At 71.2% G+C, this 20,633-nt stretch carries 24 protein-coding genes and 1 tRNA gene; 16 read left to right on the top strand and 9 right to left on the bottom strand.

The window, feature by feature from the left end:
- Window positions 1–122: 122 nt before the first annotated feature.
- The 4 genes from MNZ27_RS09415 to MNZ27_RS09400 all read left to right on the top strand — a co-directional run bounded on the left by MNZ27_RS09415 (window position 123) and on the right by MNZ27_RS09400 (window position 3,573).
- Window positions 123–425 (top strand): YfhL family 4Fe-4S dicluster ferredoxin, encoded by a 303-nt coding sequence (locus tag MNZ27_RS09415; RefSeq protein ID WP_242393794.1) that lies wholly within the window; start codon window positions 123–125, stop codon window positions 423–425.
- Window positions 426–556: 131 nt separating this feature from the next.
- On the top strand, window positions 557–2,209 hold the full coding sequence (locus MNZ27_RS09410) for a thiamine pyrophosphate-binding protein (protein ID WP_242393793.1): 1,653 nt from the start codon (window positions 557–559) through the stop codon (window positions 2,207–2,209).
- Window positions 2,210–2,811: 602 nt separating this feature from the next.
- Entirely contained in the window at window positions 2,812–3,369 is a 558-nt protein-coding gene (locus MNZ27_RS09405; protein ID WP_242393792.1) for a hydrolase, read from the top strand.
- Between the two features lie 127 nt (window positions 3,370–3,496).
- Window positions 3,497–3,573, top strand: a tRNA-Pro gene (locus tag MNZ27_RS09400).
- A gap of 347 nt (window positions 3,574–3,920) precedes the next feature.
- Here the strand turns inward: MNZ27_RS09400 and MNZ27_RS23975 are convergent.
- Window positions 3,921–4,340, bottom strand: a complete 420-nt coding sequence (locus tag MNZ27_RS23975) for a cache domain-containing protein (RefSeq protein ID WP_242393791.1) — start codon at window positions 4,338–4,340, stop codon at window positions 3,921–3,923.
- Window positions 4,341–4,997: 657 nt separating this feature from the next.
- Here MNZ27_RS23975 and MNZ27_RS09390 point away from each other — a divergent pair.
- Window positions 4,998–5,873, top strand: coding sequence for a hypothetical protein (locus tag MNZ27_RS09390; protein WP_242393790.1), 876 nt, complete (start codon window positions 4,998–5,000; stop codon window positions 5,871–5,873).
- 365 nt (window positions 5,874–6,238) lie between these two features.
- Window positions 6,239–6,457 (top strand): hypothetical protein, encoded by a 219-nt coding sequence (locus tag MNZ27_RS09385; protein ID WP_242393789.1) that lies wholly within the window; start codon window positions 6,239–6,241, stop codon window positions 6,455–6,457.
- Between the two features lie 53 nt (window positions 6,458–6,510).
- On the opposite strand, the gene MNZ27_RS09380 is transcribed toward MNZ27_RS09385, so the two are convergent.
- Both MNZ27_RS09380 and MNZ27_RS09375 read right to left on the bottom strand, forming a co-directional pair.
- The gene (locus MNZ27_RS09380; protein WP_242393788.1) at window positions 6,511–7,212 is read right to left on the bottom strand and encodes a cytochrome c biogenesis protein CcdA; all 702 of its coding nucleotides are present in this window, start codon (window positions 7,210–7,212) and stop codon (window positions 6,511–6,513) included.
- 10 nt (window positions 7,213–7,222) lie between these two features.
- Window positions 7,223–7,498: a thioredoxin family protein gene (locus tag MNZ27_RS09375; RefSeq protein WP_242393787.1), complete on the bottom strand. Its 276-nt coding sequence runs from the start codon at window positions 7,496–7,498 to the stop codon at window positions 7,223–7,225.
- Between the two features lie 426 nt (window positions 7,499–7,924).
- Between MNZ27_RS09375 and MNZ27_RS09370 the strand changes: the two genes are divergently transcribed.
- The 7 genes from MNZ27_RS09370 (at window position 7,925) to arsA (ending at window position 13,169) form a co-directional block, all read left to right on the top strand.
- Window positions 7,925–8,614: a Crp/Fnr family transcriptional regulator gene (locus MNZ27_RS09370; protein WP_242393786.1), complete on the top strand. Its 690-nt coding sequence runs from the start codon at window positions 7,925–7,927 to the stop codon at window positions 8,612–8,614.
- Window positions 8,615–8,716: 102 nt separating this feature from the next.
- The gene (locus MNZ27_RS09365; protein WP_242393785.1) at window positions 8,717–9,325 is read left to right on the top strand and encodes an FmdE family protein; all 609 of its coding nucleotides are present in this window, start codon (window positions 8,717–8,719) and stop codon (window positions 9,323–9,325) included.
- A gap of 17 nt (window positions 9,326–9,342) precedes the next feature.
- Window positions 9,343–10,194 (top strand): sulfite exporter TauE/SafE family protein, encoded by an 852-nt coding sequence (locus MNZ27_RS09360; protein WP_308197939.1) that lies wholly within the window; start codon window positions 9,343–9,345, stop codon window positions 10,192–10,194.
- Window positions 10,195–10,282: 88 nt separating this feature from the next.
- On the top strand, window positions 10,283–10,564 hold the full coding sequence (locus MNZ27_RS09355; protein WP_277957776.1) for a hypothetical protein: 282 nt from the start codon (window positions 10,283–10,285) through the stop codon (window positions 10,562–10,564).
- Window positions 10,561–11,010, top strand: coding sequence for an arsenate reductase ArsC (locus MNZ27_RS09350; protein WP_242393783.1), 450 nt, complete (start codon window positions 10,561–10,563; stop codon window positions 11,008–11,010). The genes MNZ27_RS09355 and MNZ27_RS09350 overlap by 4 nt, the downstream gene beginning before the upstream one ends.
- Before the next feature lie 14 nt (window positions 11,011–11,024).
- Window positions 11,025–11,423 carry an arsenite efflux transporter metallochaperone ArsD gene (arsD, locus tag MNZ27_RS09345; RefSeq protein WP_242393782.1) on the top strand — a complete coding sequence of 133 codons (399 nt, stop codon included), beginning with the start codon at window positions 11,025–11,027 and terminating at the stop codon, window positions 11,421–11,423.
- 6 nt (window positions 11,424–11,429) lie between these two features.
- Window positions 11,430–13,169: an arsenical pump-driving ATPase gene (arsA, locus tag MNZ27_RS09340; protein ID WP_242393781.1), complete on the top strand. Its 1,740-nt coding sequence runs from the start codon at window positions 11,430–11,432 to the stop codon at window positions 13,167–13,169.
- A 179-nt stretch (window positions 13,170–13,348) separates the two neighbouring features.
- On the opposite strand, the gene MNZ27_RS09335 is transcribed toward arsA, so the two are convergent.
- Window positions 13,349–13,588: a hypothetical protein gene (locus MNZ27_RS09335; protein WP_242393780.1), complete on the bottom strand. Its 240-nt coding sequence runs from the start codon at window positions 13,586–13,588 to the stop codon at window positions 13,349–13,351.
- Window positions 13,589–13,697: 109 nt separating this feature from the next.
- Window positions 13,698–14,312: an RNA polymerase sigma factor gene (locus tag MNZ27_RS09330; protein WP_242393779.1), complete on the bottom strand. Its 615-nt coding sequence runs from the start codon at window positions 14,310–14,312 to the stop codon at window positions 13,698–13,700.
- Between the two features lie 271 nt (window positions 14,313–14,583).
- On the opposite strand from MNZ27_RS09330, the gene MNZ27_RS09325 reads away from it, so the two are divergent.
- The 3 genes from MNZ27_RS09325 to MNZ27_RS09315 all read left to right on the top strand — a co-directional run bounded on the left by MNZ27_RS09325 (window position 14,584) and on the right by MNZ27_RS09315 (window position 16,980).
- Window positions 14,584–15,021, top strand: a complete 438-nt coding sequence (locus MNZ27_RS09325) for a type II toxin-antitoxin system RelE/ParE family toxin (protein WP_242393778.1) — start codon at window positions 14,584–14,586, stop codon at window positions 15,019–15,021.
- Between the two features lie 53 nt (window positions 15,022–15,074).
- Window positions 15,075–15,443: a helix-turn-helix domain-containing protein gene (locus MNZ27_RS09320; protein ID WP_242393777.1), complete on the top strand. Its 369-nt coding sequence runs from the start codon at window positions 15,075–15,077 to the stop codon at window positions 15,441–15,443.
- 613 nt (window positions 15,444–16,056) lie between these two features.
- Entirely contained in the window at window positions 16,057–16,980 is a 924-nt protein-coding gene (locus MNZ27_RS09315) for a hypothetical protein (RefSeq protein WP_242393776.1), read from the top strand.
- A gap of 21 nt (window positions 16,981–17,001) precedes the next feature.
- Here MNZ27_RS09315 and MNZ27_RS09310 read toward each other — a convergent pair whose 3' ends face one another.
- From MNZ27_RS09310 to MNZ27_RS09295, 4 genes are all read right to left on the bottom strand, one after another.
- Entirely contained in the window at window positions 17,002–18,426 is a 1,425-nt protein-coding gene (locus MNZ27_RS09310) for a hypothetical protein (RefSeq protein WP_242393775.1), read from the bottom strand.
- Between the two features lie 311 nt (window positions 18,427–18,737).
- Window positions 18,738–18,893 (bottom strand): hypothetical protein, encoded by a 156-nt coding sequence (locus MNZ27_RS09305; RefSeq protein WP_242393774.1) that lies wholly within the window; start codon window positions 18,891–18,893, stop codon window positions 18,738–18,740.
- Window positions 18,877–19,335 carry a phosphate-starvation-inducible PsiE family protein gene (locus MNZ27_RS09300; protein ID WP_242393773.1) on the bottom strand — a complete coding sequence of 153 codons (459 nt, stop codon included), beginning with the start codon at window positions 19,333–19,335 and terminating at the stop codon, window positions 18,877–18,879. The genes MNZ27_RS09305 and MNZ27_RS09300 overlap by 17 nt, the downstream gene beginning before the upstream one ends.
- Window positions 19,336–20,096: 761 nt before the next feature.
- Entirely contained in the window at window positions 20,097–20,342 is a 246-nt protein-coding gene (locus MNZ27_RS09295) for an SHOCT domain-containing protein (protein WP_242393772.1), read from the bottom strand.
- Window positions 20,343–20,633: the final 291 nt, after the last annotated feature.

Here is a 20,633-nt window from a genome sequence, read left to right as displayed (position 1 = left end):
CAGAGCGCCCCGCCTGGCTCGAAGCCGGTGGGGCGTTTCCATTTTATGCTCCCCCGCGTCCGAGGCAGGAGCGTCGGCCGGCCCCCCAAGTGGTCCGCCGCGGCGGACCAGAGGAGATCCACATGGCGACCGTCATCACCGAAGAGTGCATCAACTGTGGCGCCTGCGAGCCCGAGTGCCCGAACGCCGCCATCAGCCAGGGCGACGACATCTACGTGATCAACCCCGACCTCTGCACCGAGTGCGTCGGGTTCCACGAGGCCGAGGCCTGCGCCGCCGTCTGCCCGGTGGACTGCTGCGTCCCGGACCCGAAGCGGCCGGAGACCGAGGAGCAGAACTACGCGAAGCTGGCGCGGATCCACCCGGACAAGACCTTCCCGCCGCTCGCCGAGCTGCCCGCGAGCCTCTCCCGGTATCGGAAGTAGCCGGGCCGGCCCCCGGATGCCCTGGCGCCCCGCGAGCCCACGAGGCGCGCGGGGCGTTCTCGTCTAAAGGATGCAGGGATCCGGACGGCCTCTCGCGAGGCCACCGGAGAGCTGCCGGAGGGTCACGCACGATGGAAACGTTCACCGGAGGCCGGCTGGTCGCGCGGATGCTCGCGCGGGAGGGCGTCACCACCGTCTTCACCCTCCCCGGCCTGCACGTCGCGCCCATCTACGCCGGCTGCGTGGACGAGGGGATCCGGCTCGTGGACACCCGCCACGAGCAGGCGGCCGCGCACGCCGCCGACGCCTGGGCCCGCCTCACGCGCGGGGTGGGCGTCGCCGTGGTGACGGCCGGCCCCGGCGTCACCGGCGCCGTGACCGGGGTCGCGAACGCGTGGGCCGCGAGCGTGCCGCTCGTGCTCCTCGGCGGCGCGGCGCCGACGTTCAACCAGGGGCGCGGCGCGCTCCAGGAGATGCCGCAGACGCAGCTCTTCGCGGGGATCACCAAGTGGTCCGACCGCGTGCCCTCCCCCGAGCTCGTGCCGTCGTTCCTCGCGAAGGCGTTCCGGGTCGCGCGGGCCAGCCGGCCCGGGCCCGTGTTCCTCGAGCTCCCCTGGGACGTCCTCTCGAACGGCGCCGACGCGGCCCTCGCCGACGCCCAGGTCCACTACCGCACCGACGCGCGCTCCCCCGGCGATCTCGCCAAGCTGGAGGAGGCGCTCGAGCTGCTCGCCGACGCCGAGCGGCCCATCCTCCTCGGCGGCTCGTCCATCTGGTGGGACGACGCGGCCGCGCCGCTCGAGCGCCTGGCGTCGCGCACCGGGCTCCCGGTCTACCTGAACGGCATGGGGCGCGGCGCCCTCCCCCCGGACCACCCGGCGTTCTTCCAGGCCTCTCGCAAGGAGGCGCTCGCGCAGGCCGACGTGGTGCTCGACGTCGGGACGCCGCTCGACTTCCGGGTCGGCTACGGGACCGAGCCGACCTTCGCCGCCGGCGCCCGGGTGATCCAGGTGGACCTCGACGCCGCCGAGATCGGGAGGAACCGGCCCATCGACGTGGGCATCGTCGGGGACTCCCGCAGCGTGCTCGCGGCGCTCGCGGACGCCGCCGGGCTCTCCCCCGGCGCGGCGACCTGGAGCGCGCACCTCCGCGAGGTGGAGACTCGTCGCGCGGCGCGGCAGCGGGCGTTCGAGGAGAGCGACCAGCGCCCCATCCACCACTTCCGGCTCGCGAAGGCGATCGACACCGTGGCCTCGCGCGCCGGCGACGTGACGTACGTCGGGGACGGCGGCAACGTGGTCGGCGTCGCCGCGAAGGTGGTGCGCCTCCCGCGGCCGGGGCGCTGGCTCGACCCCGGCCCCCTCGGCTGCCTCGGCGTCGGGGCGCCCTTCGCGATCGCCGCGAAGCTCCTCGAGCCGGCCCGGCCGGTCTGCGTGATCCAGGGCGACGGCGCGTTCGGCCTGAACGGCATGGACTACGAGACCGCGGTCCGGTTCCGGCTGCCGATGGTCGTCGTGGTGGGCAACGACGCCGCCTGGGGGCAGATCCGGGTGCCGCAGCGCGGGCTCTACGGCGACGACCACGCCGTCGCGACGCGGCTCGAGCCCACCCGCTACGACCGGGTGGTCGAGGCGCTCGGCGGGCGAGGCGAGCACGTGGACGACCCCGCCGACCTCGTGCCCGCCCTCGAACGCGCGTTCGCCTCCGGGGCCGTGTACTGCGTGGACGTCGCCATCGATCCCGAGGCCGCCGCCGCGGCCGGCGCCGCGGGGTATGCGGTGTGAACCGATCGTTCTGAGCAGGGACCGCAAGCCCCGGTCGGTTTGAGCTTCCCCGTTCGGCCTGAGCGTAGCGGCCGCAAAGCGGGCGCGGAGTCGAAGGACCATCCCACCGTTCGGCCTGAGCTTCCCCGTTCGGCCTGAGCGTAGCGGCCGCGAAGCGGACGCGGAGTCGAAGGCCGCAGCGCCAGCCGTGTCCCCGTTCGGCCTGAGCTTCCCCGTTCGGCCTGAGCGTAGCGGCCGCGAAGCGCACGCGGAGTCGAAGGCCGCAGCGCCAGCCGTGTCCCCGTTCGGCCTGAGCTTTCCCGTTCGGCCTGAGCGTAGTGGCCGCAAAGCGGCCACGGAGTCGAAGGCCGAACCGCTCAAGGCGGGCGCGGAGTCGAAGGCCCATCCCCCCGTTCGGCCTGAGCGTAGTGGCCGCAAAGCCGCCACGGAGTCGAAGGCCGAAGCGCCAGCCGTGTCCCCGTTCGGCCTAAGCTTCCCGTTCGCCCTGAGCCCAGGCCACGGAGTCGAAGGCCGCAGCGCTCGCGACCCGCCCCCGAAGAGACGTGCGACGTGGAATCGTCCCGGGGCACCCTGACCGCTCGACCATCCGACCGGAGGTGCACATGACCCCGAAGCCGAAGCTGGACCGGAGCCGTGCAGCGATCTTGATCGTGGACGTCCAGGATCGGCTCACGCCCGCCATGCCGCCCGACGCGCTCGCCCGCCTGGTGAAGTACGCGAAGGCGCTCATCGGTGCCGGAAAGGAACTGGGCCTCCCCGTGCTCGCCACCGAGCAGTATCCGAAGGGGCTCGGCCGGACCCTCCCGGAGCTCCGCGAGCCGCTCCCCGCCGCGCCGATCGAGAAGATGCACTTCTCCTGCGGCGCCGACCCCGGCTTCGCCGCCGCGCTCGAGGCCACCGGGCGGAAGCAGGTCGTGATCGCCGGGATGGAGGCGCACGTCTGCGTCTTCCAGACCGCCCGCGACCTCGTCGCGATGGGGTACGAGGTGCACGTCTGCGCCGACGCCGTGTCCAGCCGGACCGAGGAGCACCGCCGGGTCGGCCTCGACCTGTGCCGGGAGGCCGGCGCCGTGATCACCACCGCCGAGACCGCGATCTTCGACCTGCTGCACCAGGCCGGGACCGCGGAGTTCAAGAAGGTGGCGCCGCTCGTGAAGTGAGGCCGCCCGGACTCCGTTCGCCTCCCGCGCCCGGCTTCGCGCGCCGACCGCCCCCGCGCCCGCCCGGCAGCCGGTCTTCCCCGTTGACCCCGGGGGCCCCCGATGCTACCTATCGCGTCCCCAGTACCGGGGCGTAGCGCAGCCTGGTAGCGCACTTGCTTGGGGTGCAAGTGGTCGCTGGTTCAAATCCAGTCGCCCCGACCATCTGAAGGCCGCAGACTCGCCCGGGAAACCGGAGGGCCTGCGGCCTTCGCCTTTTCCGGTTTTCGGGCCCGCGAACCAGGGGCGGGTTCGAGGGCGTCATTCGCGTCGTCCGCTCCTCGCCGTCCGCGAGGTCTCCGAGCGACTCTGTCCCCACCGGCCAGGTTGGGCCCCCTTTCCACCAGTATCACCGGGCTCCTGGACGAACCTAAGGGACCAGGGACCCTCTGTTCACAAGGGCTGGGGGTTTGTAGGCTCCCAGACGCGACCGTCGAGATCGGGAACTCTGGGTCTGGGGTCGTGTTGCTGAAGCCGCGCGCCCGCAAGCACGCGCGGCGGCGCCGCGGCCGTCACTTCTTGTAGTAGCCGACCGCGCAGACCTGATCATCGACCTTCGTCACGAGACTCACCTTCGGCTCCTGCTCGGTGCTGCCGGGGCGCTTGTACATGTAGATCACCTCAGCAATCTTCCCGGGCTCCGCGACCTTCCGGATCTCCGCGCCGAACGGCTTCCCTGCGGAGTCCTTCAGCGTCGCCTGGTCCACGCCTAGCCGCTCCGGGAGCGCTCCGTGCGCCGTGATCTTCCCGTCAGGGCCGCTGCAGAACGGATAGAGGTCTCGGTCGTTGAAGCCCTTCTTGTTGATCTTGTCGAGCGTCGCCGCTTTGTCCGCCTTCATCTCGGCGACGACCTCGTCAAGCATCGCCTTCGCCTCTTCGCGTGTGCCGTACTCGGCGCCGAGCGCGACGCTAGCCGCACCGAGCACCGCCACGGCGACTGCGATTCCGTTCCTAGAAGTCACGTGCGCTCCTCCAGTGGTGCAGGCCCCGGCGGAGACGTCCGAGGGGCACACCGCCCGGTCACGACTCGAACGCACCACGTCGCCGTGTCCCTGGGCTTGTTCGAGTACATAACTGGCGACGCAGCGCAGACCGACGTCCCGCACGTGTGGTCGTAATGGGGGAGACCCACCGGCGAGCCTGAGGCCCCTTCCACCGGGATGGATCAAGACCTCCATCTCGTGGGTGTTCGCGCGCCTACGCCGCCTCGGCGCCGACCTGGCGGCCCGTGCCGGCGTCTCGTCGGCGCCGGGCGGACGGCCACGCACGGCGCGCCGCCACACGCGCAACCGCTCCGCTGCCGCCTGGCTTCTCGATCTTCAGCTCCGCCCTCCCGCTTCCCCTTGTTCCGCAGGCGCCTGCGGGTGCGGGAGGTCGCCATGCGTTCGTGGCATCGCGCGTCGTTGCCGCTCCTGTTCGAGATCGCGCTCGCCGTGGTCGAGGTGATCGTGTCCGGAGGAAAGCGGCGCCGGGGCGATAGTTGGAGCGGGGCACCCGGTCAACGCCGCCGGGTGCCCCCTCTCGGCAGCGGGGCAGTCCCGCTTGTTCTTAGCCCACGGGCGAACAACGCTGCGCTACAGTCGTCCGTGATGTCTCCGCTTCTCGCTCTTGTTCATGCGGTCGCGTTGGCGGCCAATCCGGTCCCGGCCGGGCCGACGGATGCGTGGTGTGGCAAGGCTCCCGCGACCCCGGTGGAGGTCGACTCCGACCTCTGCTCGTTCAACGGCATGACGGTCCGCATCTCGCTGGCCTCGCCGACCGGCTGCTTCGACGAGGACGACATGACGCTCGTCTTCGAGAAGGCCGGCAAGAAGGCAGAGGTCCGGTGGCCGGGGCAGTACCCCACGAGCTGGTGGATGCTCGACCCCGTGGACCCGAAGCTGCACAAGTGGAAGATTGGGACCCTCTGCAATAGGGCGGACGCCGTCGCGGTCGACCAGGAGCGGGTTCTCTTCTTCCTCCGCAAGAACGGCAGACCGAACGCCGACCGCCTCGTGGCCGTCCTCTACGACGCGCTGAAGGCCGCGGTCCTGGACTTCGCAGATGTCGGTCCAGAGGGAGACCTTGTCGGTCGTCAGGCGCAGTCCGTGTGGTTCAGCGAGAGCGAATGGGGCCAGGTTGGAGGCATGCTGATCAGCTCCTCCGAGCGCGGGTTACCGCTCCCGGACGGCGACCGCCTTGTCGAGGCGCGGGATACTGAGAGGGATCTGAACCCGGTGACGCGGGTCTGGGTGGAGGGGGCCAAGGTTCGTGCAGAACCGGACTTCGAGAAGACGTTCCCGAGGTTCAAGAAGTTCTTCGCTGACGCGAAGGCGTTCGAGGCGGCGGCGCGGCGCAACCCGGACCCCAAGCACCTGCTCGTCCGCGAGGCCAAGACGGCCAGAGGCCGCACCTGCGTCCAGCTCTACGGGTGGGACGCCCACGACAAGTGGGCATCGCTTCCCTGGTACTGCGAGACGAAGTAGGTGGGGTGCCGGCGGGCGGGTGGTGGCAGCAGCCGGGCAGCAGATTCTCTGGTGAGCTCGGCCACGGCTTGGGACGGCTGGACCGCACCGGCCGTCCCGCCTCCGAGCGGCCTACCACGGGTTGGAACGGCTGGGTAACCGCTGCGCTGCTCTTCCGGTCGATTGGGGTGCAAGTGGTCGCTGGTTCACATCCAGTCGCACCGACCATCTGAAGGCCCCGAGGCTCCTCGCGAAGGCGACTGGCCTCGGGGCCTTCGCCTTTCTGCGAGCAGGCCGCCGGGGAGTGGAACGCCACCGACTCCGCCCTCGGCGCTCGTGGGCTTCGTCACCGGGTTCGACGTCGACGGGCCGAGGTGGCGGGCATCGTGACGAACACCCGCGGGGACGCCGCCCGGACGAAGCTCCTCGGCGGTGACGTCCGCCGGCTGCGGATTGGCGAGATCGAGGTCGACGCGGCCCATCTGCCGCACCCCGGCATCGTCATGCGCGAGGCCAAGGACGCCGACGCGACCGCGAACCCATGGCCGGAGCGAAACAAGCGGTTCGTAGCGCAGCTCGCCGCGTGGCTCCGGGCGCGGGCCTGAACGCGCGCTCCAAGGCCCCACGACGGAGAGGCTCAACGGGTAGGCTCAACGACTCACATCACGGTGTAGAGGAAGTAGAGGCCGCCGGCGATCACCGCGACGCCAGCGAAGGCCCGGAGCACGGCGATGGTGCGTGCACCGCCCTTCCAGGCCAGCCAGCGTTGGACACCCTGAGCCGAGCTGCCCGCTGCCACGATGGCCAGGGCATGCCCCAGCCCGAAGAGGCCGACGAGGAGCACGCCGTACAGGGCGTGCTCCGCCCCGGCCCGGAAGGCGAGGCCGAGGAGCGGCGCCATGAAGGCGAAGGTGCAGGGGCCGAGCGCGGCGCCGAAGAGCAGACCGAGCAGGAGCGCGCCACCGGTGCCCCGTTGGCGCGGCGTGCCGGTGGGCGCGGACCAGGTCGGCAGAGGGAGGATCCCGATCAGGTTGAGCCCCACGGCGAGGAAGACCGCGGCGAGCGCCCAGGTCCCCCCGCGCCCCACGTCGCCCACCATCCGACCAGCGGCCGCGGTGGCGGCGCCGACGGCGGCGATGGAGGCGAGGATGCCGACCGCGAAACTTCCCGCGAGCACCACCGCCCTTCGGCCGGTCGGCAGTTCATCGCCGCCGCTCATGTAGGCGACGACGAGCGGGATGCTCGAGAGGTGGCAGGGGCTCAGCGCTACCGAGAGCACCCCCCAGGCGAACGCAGCCGGGAGGGCGAGCGCCGCGGAGGCCTCGAAGGCCCGGCCGAACGCCGTGAGGAGCTCCACCATCGCGTCGCCGTCAGAATGCGATCCCGTGAGACTTCCACCGCGCGAGGATCTCCTCACGGGACATGAAGCCCTCGTGGCGGCTCCATTCCCGACCATCGGCGCCGTAGAAGATCTGCGTGGGGATCATGCGGATCCCGTATGGATGTCCGGCGTCGGGGTTCACCCAGACGTCGACGAACTCGACCTCCATGCGACCCGCGAAGTCGGTGCGCAACTGCGCGAGGATCGGCGCCATCGCCTTGCACGGGATGCACTTCCCGGCGCCGACGTCCACGAGTCGAGGCATCCGTGCACGAGTCGGCGTCGAAGACTGGCCGGCAACGGTGAAAATACAGGCGGACTGCCCTGCGGCGGAGGGCGTGCAATCGGCGGACGCCCCGGCGCCCGGATTCGTTCGCCCGCTGCCGCACCCCGGAGCGCATACGACGAGGACCGCTGCTGCGGCCCAGGGAAGGATGGTTCGGCTCGCTCTCATCTGACTGGCTCCCGACGGCGACGAAGAAGGTGGCGCGGGCGAACTGAAGACTCATCGTTTAGCACCGATAAACTGTGGCGCCAACAGGGCGCCGAAGCTCCGTGATCTCGAATGCCTTCCGCGGAGCTCGGGCAGGAGGGCGCGGTCCGAGCGCATCGCCCCGGAACAGCGGCTCGTTGACGGAAGGCAACGCCGGGCGCTTTGGGCCATCGACTCAGGGCATTACACTTCACCGGCATGCCGCCGACGAGTCAGCCACCTGGGAGCGAGCGCGACCGGCTGGGGCGAGAGGTGCGAACGCTCCTCGCGCCGCACGCACGGCGCCGCGTCTTCACGCCGGGCGCCCTCCTCTGGCGGGAGGGCGAGGAAGCGGGGATGCTGGTCGCGCTGGAGCGGGGGCGCGTCAAGGTCTACCGGGTCCTCCCGAACGGCAACGCGGTGACGCTGCTTCTCTTCGGCCCCGGCGACGTCTTCGGCTTCATGCCGTTCCTCGACGGCCGGCCCTATCCGGCTACCGCACAGGCCTTGGACGAGATCGAGGCGCTGGTCGTATCGCGCTCGGACCTCAAGGCCGCGTTCGCGCGCGATCCCCAGGTTGCCCTCGCCCTGGTCCGGCTGCTCGCGACGCGCCTGCGCGAGGCGTTCGACCGTATCGAGCGCTCCTCCGTACCCGAGGTGTTGCCGCGGGTCGCTGCCGCGCTCGCGGCGCTCCTCCCGGAGGGGCTCGCCGAGGGGCAACTGACCGTCATCGAGTTGCCGGTCCGCTCCTCGGAGTTCGCCGCGGCGATCGGCGTCGCGCCAGAGAGTCTCTCGCGAGCCATCACGAAGCTGGTCGAGGCGCGAGTGCTCCATCGCCTCGCGCCACGTCGGTTCCAGGTCCTGGACGTGAACGGGCTGCGGCAGGCGGAACTCGCGACCGCCAGCTGATCATTGCGACGCCGTTTGCCTGCACTCAACGACCTGCCGACGACCGGGGGCCTAGCTTCAGCTCCGACGGGCGCACTCTCGCGCCCCACCGCGGAGTGCCACATGATCGATCCCAAGGAATTCCTGAAGGCCGGCCAGCAGCTCCACGGCCACAAGTGCCCCGCCATGCCGCTCGGCCTCCGGGCCGGTGCCGCGGCGATGAACGCGCTCGTCGTCGCGCGCGCGAAGGACAAGGATCTGTTTGCCGTGGTGGAGCTGGGCGACGACCACTGCGCCCACTGCTTCGCCGACGGCGTCCAGATGATCACCGGCTGCACGTTCGGCAAGGGGAACATCCGCAAGGCCGGCTACGGCAAGTTCGGCGTCACGCTCGTGGACCGCGCAACCGGCCGCTCCGTCCGCGTCGTCCCGCTCGCGAAGGCGCAGCTGGGGATGAAGCAGACGAAGTTCTTCCTGGAGTACAGGATGAAGGGGGTTCCAGCGTCGAAGGTGCCCGAGGACGTCGTCGACCCGCTCATCCAGCAGGTGATGAACGCCCCCCAGGAGCAGCTCCTCTCGATCGGACCGGAGCTCAAGACCGAGGTCGAGAAGAAGACCGAGAGCTTCGGAACGACGGTCTGCGCGATCTGCGGCGAGATGGTGGTCGACGAGTACCTCCGCCCCTCCGCCGCCGGCAAGGTCTGCATCCCTTGCTCGCAGAAGGCTGTCTAGAGCGCCCATGAGCGCCGCTGGACACCTCCCCTGGGCGGGTCGCTCCTCTGGGCCGGCTATCACCGGCTCGGAAGCGGCGACGGCAAGCTCCTCGCGGATCCCCGCGCCCTCGGGACGGACTCCTGATCCTCCTCGCCGCCGGCGCCGTCACCTTCGCCTTCACGACGGTCCTCACCGTCGCCGGCGTGGGGGCCGCTTTCATCCTCATCCCGGTCTTCATCGCGCTCGGGATCGAGCTTCACGCCGCGATGGCGACGGCGTTGCTGCTCAACGCCGTCGCGCTCACCGTGGCCTCGATCCGGAACGGGCGCCGCGGCTTCATCGACTACCGGCTCGGCCTGGCCATCCTCCTCGTCGCGGCGGTGCTCTCGCCGCTCGGTGCGTGGGTGAGCCAGGGGATCGACCGGAGCACGCTCCTCGCGCTCTTCGTTCTGTTCCTGCTGTTCGCCGCCTACATGATGCTCCGGCCGTCGCCACACGCGCGCACCGAATCGCCGTCTCTCCGGCGCGCGGCGCTCTTCGGCTCCGCCGTGGGGGCGGTCGCGGGGTTCGTCGGGGGGCTCCTCGGCGTGGGTGGCGGGAACGTCATCGCCCCAGTGCTCGTCGCCTCCGGCGTCGAGCCGCGCCGCGCGTCGGCCACGACCTCGTTCGCCGTGGTCTTCGCGTCGTTGGCAGGCTTCCTGGGTCACGCTTCGCTCGCCGGCATCGATCCATCGACCGTCGGGGTGACGGCGACGGCCTCGGCCACCGGCGCGCTCGTCGGCTCCTGGCTCATGACCGACAAGCTGAAGGGGGCGCAGGTGAAGCGCCTCCTCGCCGCCGCCCTCGTGGCCGTGGCGATCAAGATCGCGTGGGGCCTGCTGGCGTAGCGCCACCCGGCTTCACTCCCGCACCGCGTCCCCCTTCGTGGGCAGAGCTTGGAATCATCGGCCATCTACGATAAGAGTCCGATAGCCAATGAGTGCCACCCCCGCTCGCCCGGTCGACCGTTTCGCAGCATGGATCGCGCTCGGCTTCGAGCTGGCCATCGTCGTCGCGGTCGCCACCTTCGGCATGCACCACGGCGTCGCCTTCGCTGCGGTGATCGGCCCGCTCGTCGAGGTGCCGGTCCTCATCGGGCTCGTGAACGTCGCGCTGCGGCTTCGCGACCGCTACTTCCCAGGGGTGACGGGCGAGCTCGCGCGGGTGGCCAACTGCGCCGTCGAGATCGACGGGCCGGCCGCCGGGAGGATGCCGTGAGCGCTGACTGGAAGTCCGAGGCGGCGCAGATCCGCTCCGCGCTCACGCGCCACGTCCTCTTCCTGTGCGTCGCCAACTCGGCTCGGAGCCAGATGGCGGAGGGGATCGCGCGCGCGCTGGCGCCGGCCGGGGTGAAGGTCTCCTCGGCAGGCTCCGCGCCTTCCCACCTCAACCCCCTGGCGGTCAGGGCGCTCGCCGAGATCGGCATCGACATCTCCGGCCAGCGGTCGAAGCACGTGGACGAGATCCCGTCCGACGACGTTGACGTGGTGGTCACGCTCTGCGCGGAGGAGGTCTGCCCCGTCTTTCTCGGAAGGGCTGTCCGCGTCCACTGGGGGCTCCCCGATCCCGCGGCGGCCGCCGGATCCGAGGAGGCGAAGCTGCAGGCCTTCCGGGACGTCCGCGACGAGCTCCGCCGTCGCCTCGCCGTCGTCTTCGCCCGCTGAACCAGGAGAGATCAATGTCCAAGGTGCAGGTCTTCGATCCCCCGATGTGCTGCTCCACCGGCGTCTGCGGCCCGCAGGTCGACCCGGCGCTGGTCCGCTTCGCCGCGGATCTCGAGTGGCTCAAGTCAAAGGGCGTCGAGGTCGAGCGGTTCAACCTCTCGCAAGGTCCGGCGGCCTTCGTGAGCAATCCCATGGTCGCGCAGGCCATGCGCGCGGGCGCCGACGCGCTCCCGATGCTCATCGTGGACGGGAAGATCGCGGCGCAGGGCCGGTATCCCGACCGTGAGGCGCTCGCGGCGCTCGTCGGCCTCGACGCCCCGGAGTCGCTCTACACGCCGGCGGCGTGCTGCCCGCCGTCGGATGCCGCGCCGGTCGGGATCGCGAAGCCCTCCTCGAAGAAGAAGTGCTGCTGAGCGCGTATGGATCTCGTCCGGATCGCGACACGCCATCTCTTCTTCACCGGCAAGGGAGGCGTCGGCAAGACGTCGGTCGCTTGCGCGACCGCAGTCGGCCTCGCGGACGCCGGGAAACGCGTCCTCCTCGTCTCGACCGACCCCGCGTCGAACCTGGACGAGGTGCTCGGGACCTCCCTCGGCACGAGGCCGACGGCGGTCGGCGGCCTGCCGGGCCTGTTCGCGCTCAACCTGGATCCGGAGGCGGCCGCCCGCGCCTACCGGGACCGCGTGATCGGGCCGTACCGGGAGCTCCTGCCGCCGGCCACCGTGAAGAGCATGGAGGAGCAGCTCTCCGGCGCCTGCACGGTCGAGATCGCCGCGTTCGACGAGTTCGCCCGGCTGCTCGGCGATCCGTCCGCCACGGCCGAATTCGACCACGTGCTCTTCGACACCGCGCCTACCGGGCACACGCTCCGGCTCCTCACCCTGCCCTCGGCCTGGACCGGGTTCGTGGAGCAGAGCGCGTTCGGCACGAGCTGCCTCGGGCCGCTCGCGGGCCTCGAGAAGGAGCGGGCGCTGTACGAGGCCACGGTGAAGGCGCTCGCGGATCCGGCGCGCACCACCATGGTGCTGGTGACGCGCCCGGAGTCGTCCGCGCTGTCGGAGGCGGCGCGGACGAGCGCGGAGCTCGAGGCGCTCGGCGTGCGGAACCAGCGCCTCGTCGTGAACGCCGTCTTCGAGGCGCGGAGCGACGATCCGCTCGCCCTTGCGCTCGAGCGGCGCGGGCGAGACGCGCTGGCGTCCATGCCCGAGGCGCTGCGCACGCTGCCTCGGACCAACCTGCCGCTCCGCGCCGGTGCCCTCCTCGGGATCGACGCGCTCCGGCGGATCGACGCGCCGGTGACGGTCGGGGACGTTCCCGCCGCAGCCCCCGCGGGAGCGCCGGGCCTCCGCCCCCTGATCGACGCGCTCGCCGCTTCGCGGCGGGGCGTCGTCCTGACGATGGGAAAGGGGGGCGTCGGGAAGACCACCCTCGCGGCGGCCATCGCGGTGGAGCTCGCCCGGCGCGGCCTGCGGGTCCACCTCAGCACGACGGATCCCGCCGCGCACGTCGCCGACGCCGTCGCTACTGCGGTCGCGGGGCTCGCGGTGAGCCGGATCGACCCGGCCGCCGAGACGCGCGCCTACACCGACGAGGTGATGGGCTCCGTCGGGCCACAGCTCGACGAGAAGGGGCGCGCGCTGCTGGCGGAGGATCTCCGCTCTCCCTGCACCGAGGAGGTCGCCGTCTTCCGGGCGTTCGCGCGCACCGTCGCGGAGGGCGAGGACGGCGTCGTCGTGCTCGACACCGCTCCGACGGGCCACACGATCCTGCTGCTCGACGCCGCCGAGTCGTATCACCGCGAGGTGCTGCGCCAGGGCAGCCGCATGCCGGAGTCCGTGAAGCAGCTCTTGCCGCGCCTCCGCGACCCGGACTTCACGCGCGTCCTGCTCGTCACCCTCCCGGAGGCGACGCCCGTTCACGAGGCCCAGGCGCTGCAGGAGGACCTCGCCCGGGCCGAGATCGCCCCGTTCGCCTGGATAGTGAATCAGAGCCTCGCGCCGGTCGTGACCCGCGATCCCGTCCTTGCGGCCCGCCGCGCCACGGAGGCGCCTTACCTCGCCGAGGTCCGCTCCCTCTCCCGCCAGCTGGCGGTGGTCGGCCTTGCCCCCGAGCCGCCCCGGGGCGCGGAGCGCCTTCTCCGACTGGTGGCGTCATCCTAGGAGCGCGCGTCTTCGCGAGGGTGCTCGTCGGCGACGACCTCTCCCTCGCCATCGAGCCGCACCTCGTCCGCCGTCGGCGGCCTCGCGATCCACCGAACGTGAGCGCGCTCCTCGCCGCCATCTCCGCCGCCGAGTCGCGGCAGCGCCGCAGTCGAGCGCTCCGGCGGGCGTGAACAGCGCTAGCGGGGGCTGACCTCTCCAGATGCGGTGCCGCCCGCGCAGCAACCCCGCCGCGCGCTCGGGCCGCACGACATCCGCCCGTGCGCCGTCATCATCGCGGCGCAGCCGAGCATCATCGTCACGGGGATGAGGGCGAGCAGCACCCACCACGTGGTCAGGGCCGCGACGACGACGATCGCAACCGCCGCCGCGAACAGCACCACCGGGAAGAACGGGAATCCGCGTCTCTGTGCATTCATCGGGTTCATCTCTCGTTCCTTGGTTTCAATGGCCCCGAGCGATCTCGAGGCGCATCGTGTTCGTCTCCTCCGTAGACGAACCGCGGACCAGGAAGGATACGGGTGCCGCTCACCGGCGGCGGTCGAGGGAGACGAGGCCGTCGACCTTGGGCGCGCAGGCGAGCTCGTTCACCTCGTCTCGCTCGAAGGTGCACGCGCTCTCCAGCGCCGTCTTCAGGGCTCGGCGCGCCCGATGGAGCCGGATCTTGGCAGCCCCGAGCGAGATCCCGAGGGCGTCCGCCATCTCGCGGTCGCTGAGCCCGCGAAGCTCGCCGAGCAGGATGACCGCGCGCTGGCTCGGCGGCAGCCCGTCGACCACCCTCATGATGCACTCTCGCATCCGCTTGCGATCGACCTCGCCGTCGATGGAGCGCTCGTCCGTCGCGTCTGCGGTGCCGATGCCGCGGAGCGAACCGGCGTCGACCTCATCGCGCTCGAGCTCGGCACGCCGTCCGGCGCTCCTCAGGCGATCGATCGCGACGTTCGTCGCGACGCGGTACAGCCACGTCAGCGCGCGGGAGTCGCCCCGGAACGTACCGATCGCACGCTGCGCCCTCTCGAAGACCTCTTGCTGGAGATCCTCGGCGTCGGTCGTGCCGACGAGGCGAGCCAGGTACCGGCGTATCCGGTCGCCGTGCTCGCGGTGGAGCTCCTCGATCCTGAGCGTCGGCGTCTCAGCGACCATGGCTTCGATCTCGATGGCGGGCCCCCACGCGAGGGCCAAGCAGATAGTTGATCAATACGCCTCGTCGGGGCAGCGCCTCAAGGCTCCGCGATACGGGTCCCGTGCGGGACATGGAGGTCCAGGGCACCTGCCGGCCGGCCGCTGGGCGCCCTTGCAGGCGGGCGCCTTCCATCACGCACTCACCGTCACGCTCCCTTGTCGACCTGTGAATTGAACGGTTAGCGAACACCGTGCGGGCGGGCGACAGGGCCTCGTGATGAGATCCGCAACCGTGCCCCGGTACGAGATCGAGTTCTACGAGGACGAGCACGGCGACGTACCGGTCCTGCGCTGGTTACGCGAGGACCTCACGCCTCGAAAGCGCCGCGCCCTGGGCACGGCGATGAACCGCGTGCTTCAGGAGCTCGGCATCGACGTCTGCGGCACGGAGTTCGGGCGGCCGCTCGGGAAAGGGCTCTTCGAGTTCCGGCTGCGCAGGGCGGATCTCGCGAAGGTCGTACCGGCGGCGGGCGGGACCGACGCCGGCGAGGCGAAGTTGCTGCTCCGCGTGTTCTGCCACGCGCACGGTAACAAGCTCATCCTGCTCGTCGGCGGGTACGACAAGGGCGCGGACACCTCCGCGAAGCGGCAGGACAGGGAGATCGCCGTCGCCCGAATGCGGCTCAAGGACTGGCAGAACCGGCAGCGGCGCAAGCCGGTTGACAGGTGATGGGCTAACGCCCATATCTGTAGGGGTGCCGAACGAGGCACCCCGGAGCCCAGATGAGCCGCAAGTTCCAGGACTTCATGCGCGAGGTGGAGACCGAGGCGCTCCGCGAAGGCCCGAGGGCCGTCGCCGAGCTCGCCGAGTTCGACGCGCACTTTCGCCTGGCCGGGCAGCTCCTGGCGCTCCGCAAGGCGCGCGGCCTCACCCAGCGGCAGCTCTCCGTGAAGGCTGGCATCCAGCAGAGCGAGATCAGTCGCATCGAGGCGGCGCACGCGAACCCGACGATGATGACGGTTTTCGCGATCGCTCGCGCCCTCGGTGCCGAGGTGCGGCTCGTGCCCGGAAAGAGGCGGTCGCCCAAGGCGAAGGCCGACCTCCGCCGGGCGGCTGCGTCTTCTGCTCGGCTCGTCCGGCGCGATCGCTGACGAGCCGCGATCGAGGTCGCCCGTAACTTGGCTGCTTTGCCTTCGACAGTTGACAAACCGGTCAGGGGCTTCGAATCGAACGAGGCGACACGCGCGAGCTGTACCGCTCGAGACTGCTCGCACGCAGCCCCCGCCTCCGTACGTTGTGTGACTGAACGTTAACGACGGCTCTCGCTGTCGCTAACTGTTCGTGACCCCCGGCCTTTACCGCGGGAGCCATGGAGACGCGAAGCAGCCGCACGTTCGGACGCCGCGTCGCCGAGGCGGATCGTCGCACTCGCATCGAAATCCCAGTCTGCGCGTCATTCCGGACGGATGCCGCTGCTCGCTATTTGAAGCATGGCCTTCCACTTACCGACGGTGTTCGTTACAATCAGTGAGATCGGAAGCCGTACCGGGGAGGGGGAACCGTGACGAAAGCCATGCGTGTCGGAGTCCGCTCGCAGGTCTTGCCGCGTCCTTTCTTCCACGTCCGGCGCAATCGTGTGAGCGCCCCTGCCTGGGCGCCACCGCCGCGCCCGCGGACGGAGCGTCGCTGCCGGCGAACGTCACCTCGCTGCCGTCGTTCGCCGGAGCTCCGACGCTCGCGTGCGGTGGCACCTCTGCCTCGCAGGTGCTCGAGCTGCGTGACGCCGCCGGGGAGGCGGTCCCGAGCGATGTGGTCGCGGAGCCAGGTTCGCCCACGACCCTCGGGTGGCGCTGGCTCGTCCCCCGCCAGCCGCTCGTCGTCGGTGCGCAGTATCGGCTCGTCTTCTCCGACCCATGCGCGTCGTCGAGCTGTACGGACGGAACGCCACCGGCCCTCGTCGAGCATGGGTTCACCGTGATCGGCGCGGTATCCCGGCCGAGCAGCCTGGCCACGGTCGCCGCCACCGAGCCCCAGCTCGGCACGGTCATGGTCGGCACCGACAGCGGCGCCTGCGTCGCACCGGTCGAGGCGGTCTCGCAGAAGCTGGCGTTCGTGCCCTCCGGCGAGGCCGTCCCTCTCCTGCCCGTGACGCGCTGGACCGTGGTCGTCGACGGGAGCGTGTGGAGCACCACCGACTATGGTGGCGTCGCCGCGGACGGGGTGGTGACCGCACGGTACGGGTCGACGCGATCGCCCGATGTCCTGTTCAGCCGTTGCGGCGACGTGGGCGTATCCGGCGACGCGGGGCTTTCGTCCGGTTCGCACGACGTCACGATCCTCGCCCGGGTTGCCGGGGACTCCGCCGACCACGTCGTCGCGCAGCTCACCGCCGAGCTCTGGTGTGACTGCATCGGGCAGCCGGACGGAACGTCGTGCGACGACCTGGACGCGTGCACCACGTCCGACCGCTGTGTCGGCGGCATTTGCGCGGGGACGCCCGTCTGCAACGCCGCTGGCGCACTGGGAGACGGAGGCACGCCGCTCGCCGAGCGCCCGGCCGCGGGCGGCGGGTGCACGAGCATGACGGCGGGCTCCTCCGGCTCGTTGCTGGGGTTCTTGCTCGGCTGCTACGCAGTCCTACGCCCGCGCCGCCGCGCGAAGCGGCTCGACCGGACGCGCCGCGGCTGACCCTCGACTCGGCGAGGTCGGCTACCTCAGCAAGGCCGGCCACCACCTGTACGCGCAGTGCACGCCGAACCAGATCTCACCGGGGTTGGTGGGAGACTGGAAGTCGAGCTCGAGCAGCGTCCCGTCCTCGCCGACGAACAGGTCGCTCGGCCTCCAGCTCTCTCCGGCGGGCGGCGTCGGCGATGGCACGTCGACGCTGCCGCAGCTCTCGCCCTCCGCGGTCAGCACCTCGAAGCGGCTCGTGAAGGAAGAGCCGTCCCCGGGTTGGACGGGCAGGACGGCGTAGCCGCGCCCGCGCCCGATGGTGGCGAGGCGGGTCGCAGGGCGGGACCCGAGCCATCCGGGCGGCGCGTCGGCGTGCGCCTCGCCGTCCTCGAACACGGCGACCCAGCTCGCGCCGTCGAAGAGCGCCACGCGGCCGTCGAGGAGGGGCGTGAGCGCCGGCCCCCGACCGTGCGCGGTCGCCTCGACCGTGAACCAGCTCGTGATCGCGCCGCCGTGCGCGTCGAGCCAGCGCGCCTGCCACGGCGAAGACGGCTCCCACGGCATCAGCCCCACGTCGAGGACGAGGACGTGCTTCGTGCCCGCGGTCTGGACGAGGTACCGGGGCGCCCCGTCGATCGGGACCGACCGCGTCAGCGACCCGGACGCGTCGATCCAGTCGAGGTACCGGGCCCCGAGCTCGATCCCCGTGAACTCCCTGCCGATGACGACGCTCCCGCCCTCCGCGCTGGGCGTGCTGCTCACCGCGAAGTGCGCGGAGTCGGCGAGCTTCAGGCCGCTCGCGTCCCAGGTACGGAGCACGACCGGCGGCGTCAGCCCGGGCTCGTGGACGAGCCCCTGATAGCCGCTGCTGGTGGGATGGAACCAGGGCGCGAGGTCCGTGACCGGTAAGAACGACACGTTCGGCAGCCAGACGTTCTCGTCCACGCCCGCTGCGCTGAAGAGCCTGAACCAGGTCGAGCCGCCCATGTTCCGGATCCCGAGCGCGACCTGTCCGGCCGGGCTCGCCGTGGCGGTGTAGCACACACCATGCGTGCCGGTCTGGAACTGCGCTACCGCGGCGGCCCCGAACGTCGGCAGGAGCTCGCTGCAGCTCCTGAACCGGCACTGCAACGTGACGCGGCGTGCCGGCGTGACGATCGCATCCAAGCTCGGCGTCGAGCGATCGGCGACGACGCAGAGGGCGCCGGACGAGCCGTCGAGCTTGACCGTACGCGCCGGACGCGGCGTGCTCTCCGGGAGCCTGGCGCTGCAACGCGCGGTGAGTCCGCCCGTGCCGGTGTCGGCGATCTTCACCTCCACGTCCGAGGTGAAGAACGCGTTGCCGGAGCCGTCGGGCAGCGTGCAGCCGTCCTGGCCGATCGAGTACGGCACGGCCTCCGCCGAGGACAGCGCGGGGTACGCGAGCGCGAGCGTCAGCGAGGCAATCCGCAGCGGCCTCATGTGAGCTCCTCCGATCTCCGACGCCCATGGTGGCTCCCCGACCGCCCGCCTTCGAGGGGGAACCTCGGAGTCCCGCTTCGCGGCGAGCGGACAGGGGGCGCGCCTGGCGGGTCGGCCCCCATGCGCGTCTGGCCCGGGCGTCAGGACGGTCTCTGCCCCGGCCGAGGGCCCGGGGCGAACACCGCGGCGAGGCGTCGGCGCAGCTCGTCGCGGACGCGCCGGAATGCTGCGAGGCGTTCAGCCTCGTCTCCCTTGCTCGGCAGCGGGGTCGGGCATCCCCCACGCGCTCACGGGAGCGCTCTAGCTTCCGCTCAGGTCCAGTGCAGCGCCATGAACGCGATCACGGCCACGATCGCGAGGGGGACGAGCGTCCTGCGATGCAGCCGCAGCACCGCGCGCGCTCTCCTGGGAGAGAGCCGACAGCGCCGGTGGAAGCCGGCGGGCTCAACGTCAGGGGCGCGGCGCATTTCCGACCTCGGGGGGGAACCGGACCGCCGCGACCCGGAAGGCGCCGAGCACGAGCAGGAGCGCCGCGATCGCCGCGAGCTCGGCGGCGTTCACCGCGTGCCGGTAGACGCCGATCATGACCTCGCGCAGGAGGAACACGACCGCGGCGTCGATGACGAACGTGAGCTTCAGCCGGTGGACCTCGAAGTAGTCCACGACGCTCTTCAGCAGCTCGATGACGACGAACATCGACAGGATGTCCGACAGGAGGAGGTCGAAGCCCTCGGCGATGCTCGGGCCCCTGTAGATGTGGGCGAGGTCCACGACGACGCGGGCGACCCCCATCATCAGCGCGATGATCGAGAGCGGGATGAGCAGCTTCACCATCCAGAGCGCGACGATCCGAAACAGCGCGGTGGCGGACGAGTCCAGGGCCGTCCCGGCCTTCGCTACGTTCCACATCTCTTTGCACCTCCGGGGTGAGCGCGCCACACGCGCCGGCGTATGAAGGCACCGGTCCGTGACGGAGGATCGGAGATCACGTGACGTTTCGTGAGAGGCCCCGATCGCGACCGGCGGCGGTACGCTTCCCCCAGGGAAGGCTCGGCGGTCCCGGTGGATCCGGTCCACCCGAGGTGAACCATGAGCGCTCGAACGGCTCGCGCGCCGCGGGCTCGGCGCGGGGCTCGTCGCGCACCTGCGAGAGACCGGCGCGCCGCTCGTCACGACCTTCTACTCCGCCGCGATCGTCGCCGACCTCGCCGGGTGCGAGCGGATCTTCTGCGTCGTGACCGACACGGACGTGAACCGGATCTGGGCGCCGCGGGATCCCGCGCGGACGCGGATCCGCTACCTCGTCCCCACGCGGCGCGCCGCGCGCCGGCTGCGCAGCTACGGCGTGCCGGAGGACCGCATCCTCTTCACGGGCTTCCCGCTGCCGGACGCGCTCGTCGGCGGCCCTTCGCTCTCCGCCCTGAAGCGGGACCTCGCGGCGCGCATCGTGCGGCTCGATCCGTCCGGGGAGTTCCGCCGCTCCATGCCGGAGGAGCTGACGCACTTCCTGGGCCCGCTCCCGCGAGACGAGGAGCGGAGCCCCACGCGGATCGTGTTCGCGGTCGGGGGCGCGGGCGCGCAGGCCGGGATCGCCGCGCCGGCGCGCTGCTCCCCTCCACGTCCACCCGGCGACCGCCGCCAGGTCGTCGCCGTGCGAGTACCGCGAGCCTTCAGGAGAGGTCCTTCTTCTTCTCCTCGAACTCCCGCTTGTCGATCTCGCCGCTCGCGTACCTCCGCTGGAGGATCTCGAGGGGGGTCTCGCGGGGCGGCCCCGGGGGGCCTGCGTACCGCGCCCGGTCTCCCAGCGCGCGAACCGCGATGATGATCGCGACGATGACGACGCCCCAGAAGAGAGCCATCCCGAGCATGCCGAGCCACCACCACCCGTACCCGCCGCCGTTCCAGACGTGCCACATGTCGGAAATCTAGGACTTCACGTCGTGCGCACCCTTGGCCGTGATGTCACGCTGAAACGGCGAGATCCCGGTGCAGCCCACGACGGTGCAACCCACGAGAGGTCACGCTGCGGGCACAGCGGCGAGCGGTCGGGCGTCGTCGAATGTCCCCACGAACACGGATCTGTCGGTTTGCAGAGGGATGGGACCCCGTCGTTGCAGAAGGATTCCCCCCCGGCTCCACATCGGCGTGACGTTCTCTACTTGCCCTTCTTCTCCGGCTTCTGTCCAGGTTTCTGCCCGGGCTTGAGC

This window comes from Anaeromyxobacter oryzisoli (assembly GCF_022690765.1).
GTDB classification, from domain to species: Bacteria; Myxococcota; Myxococcia; order Myxococcales; family Anaeromyxobacteraceae; genus Anaeromyxobacter; species Anaeromyxobacter oryzisoli.
Note: the sequence above shows the minus strand (reverse complement) of the source record. Positions and strands in the feature narration are given on the sequence as shown.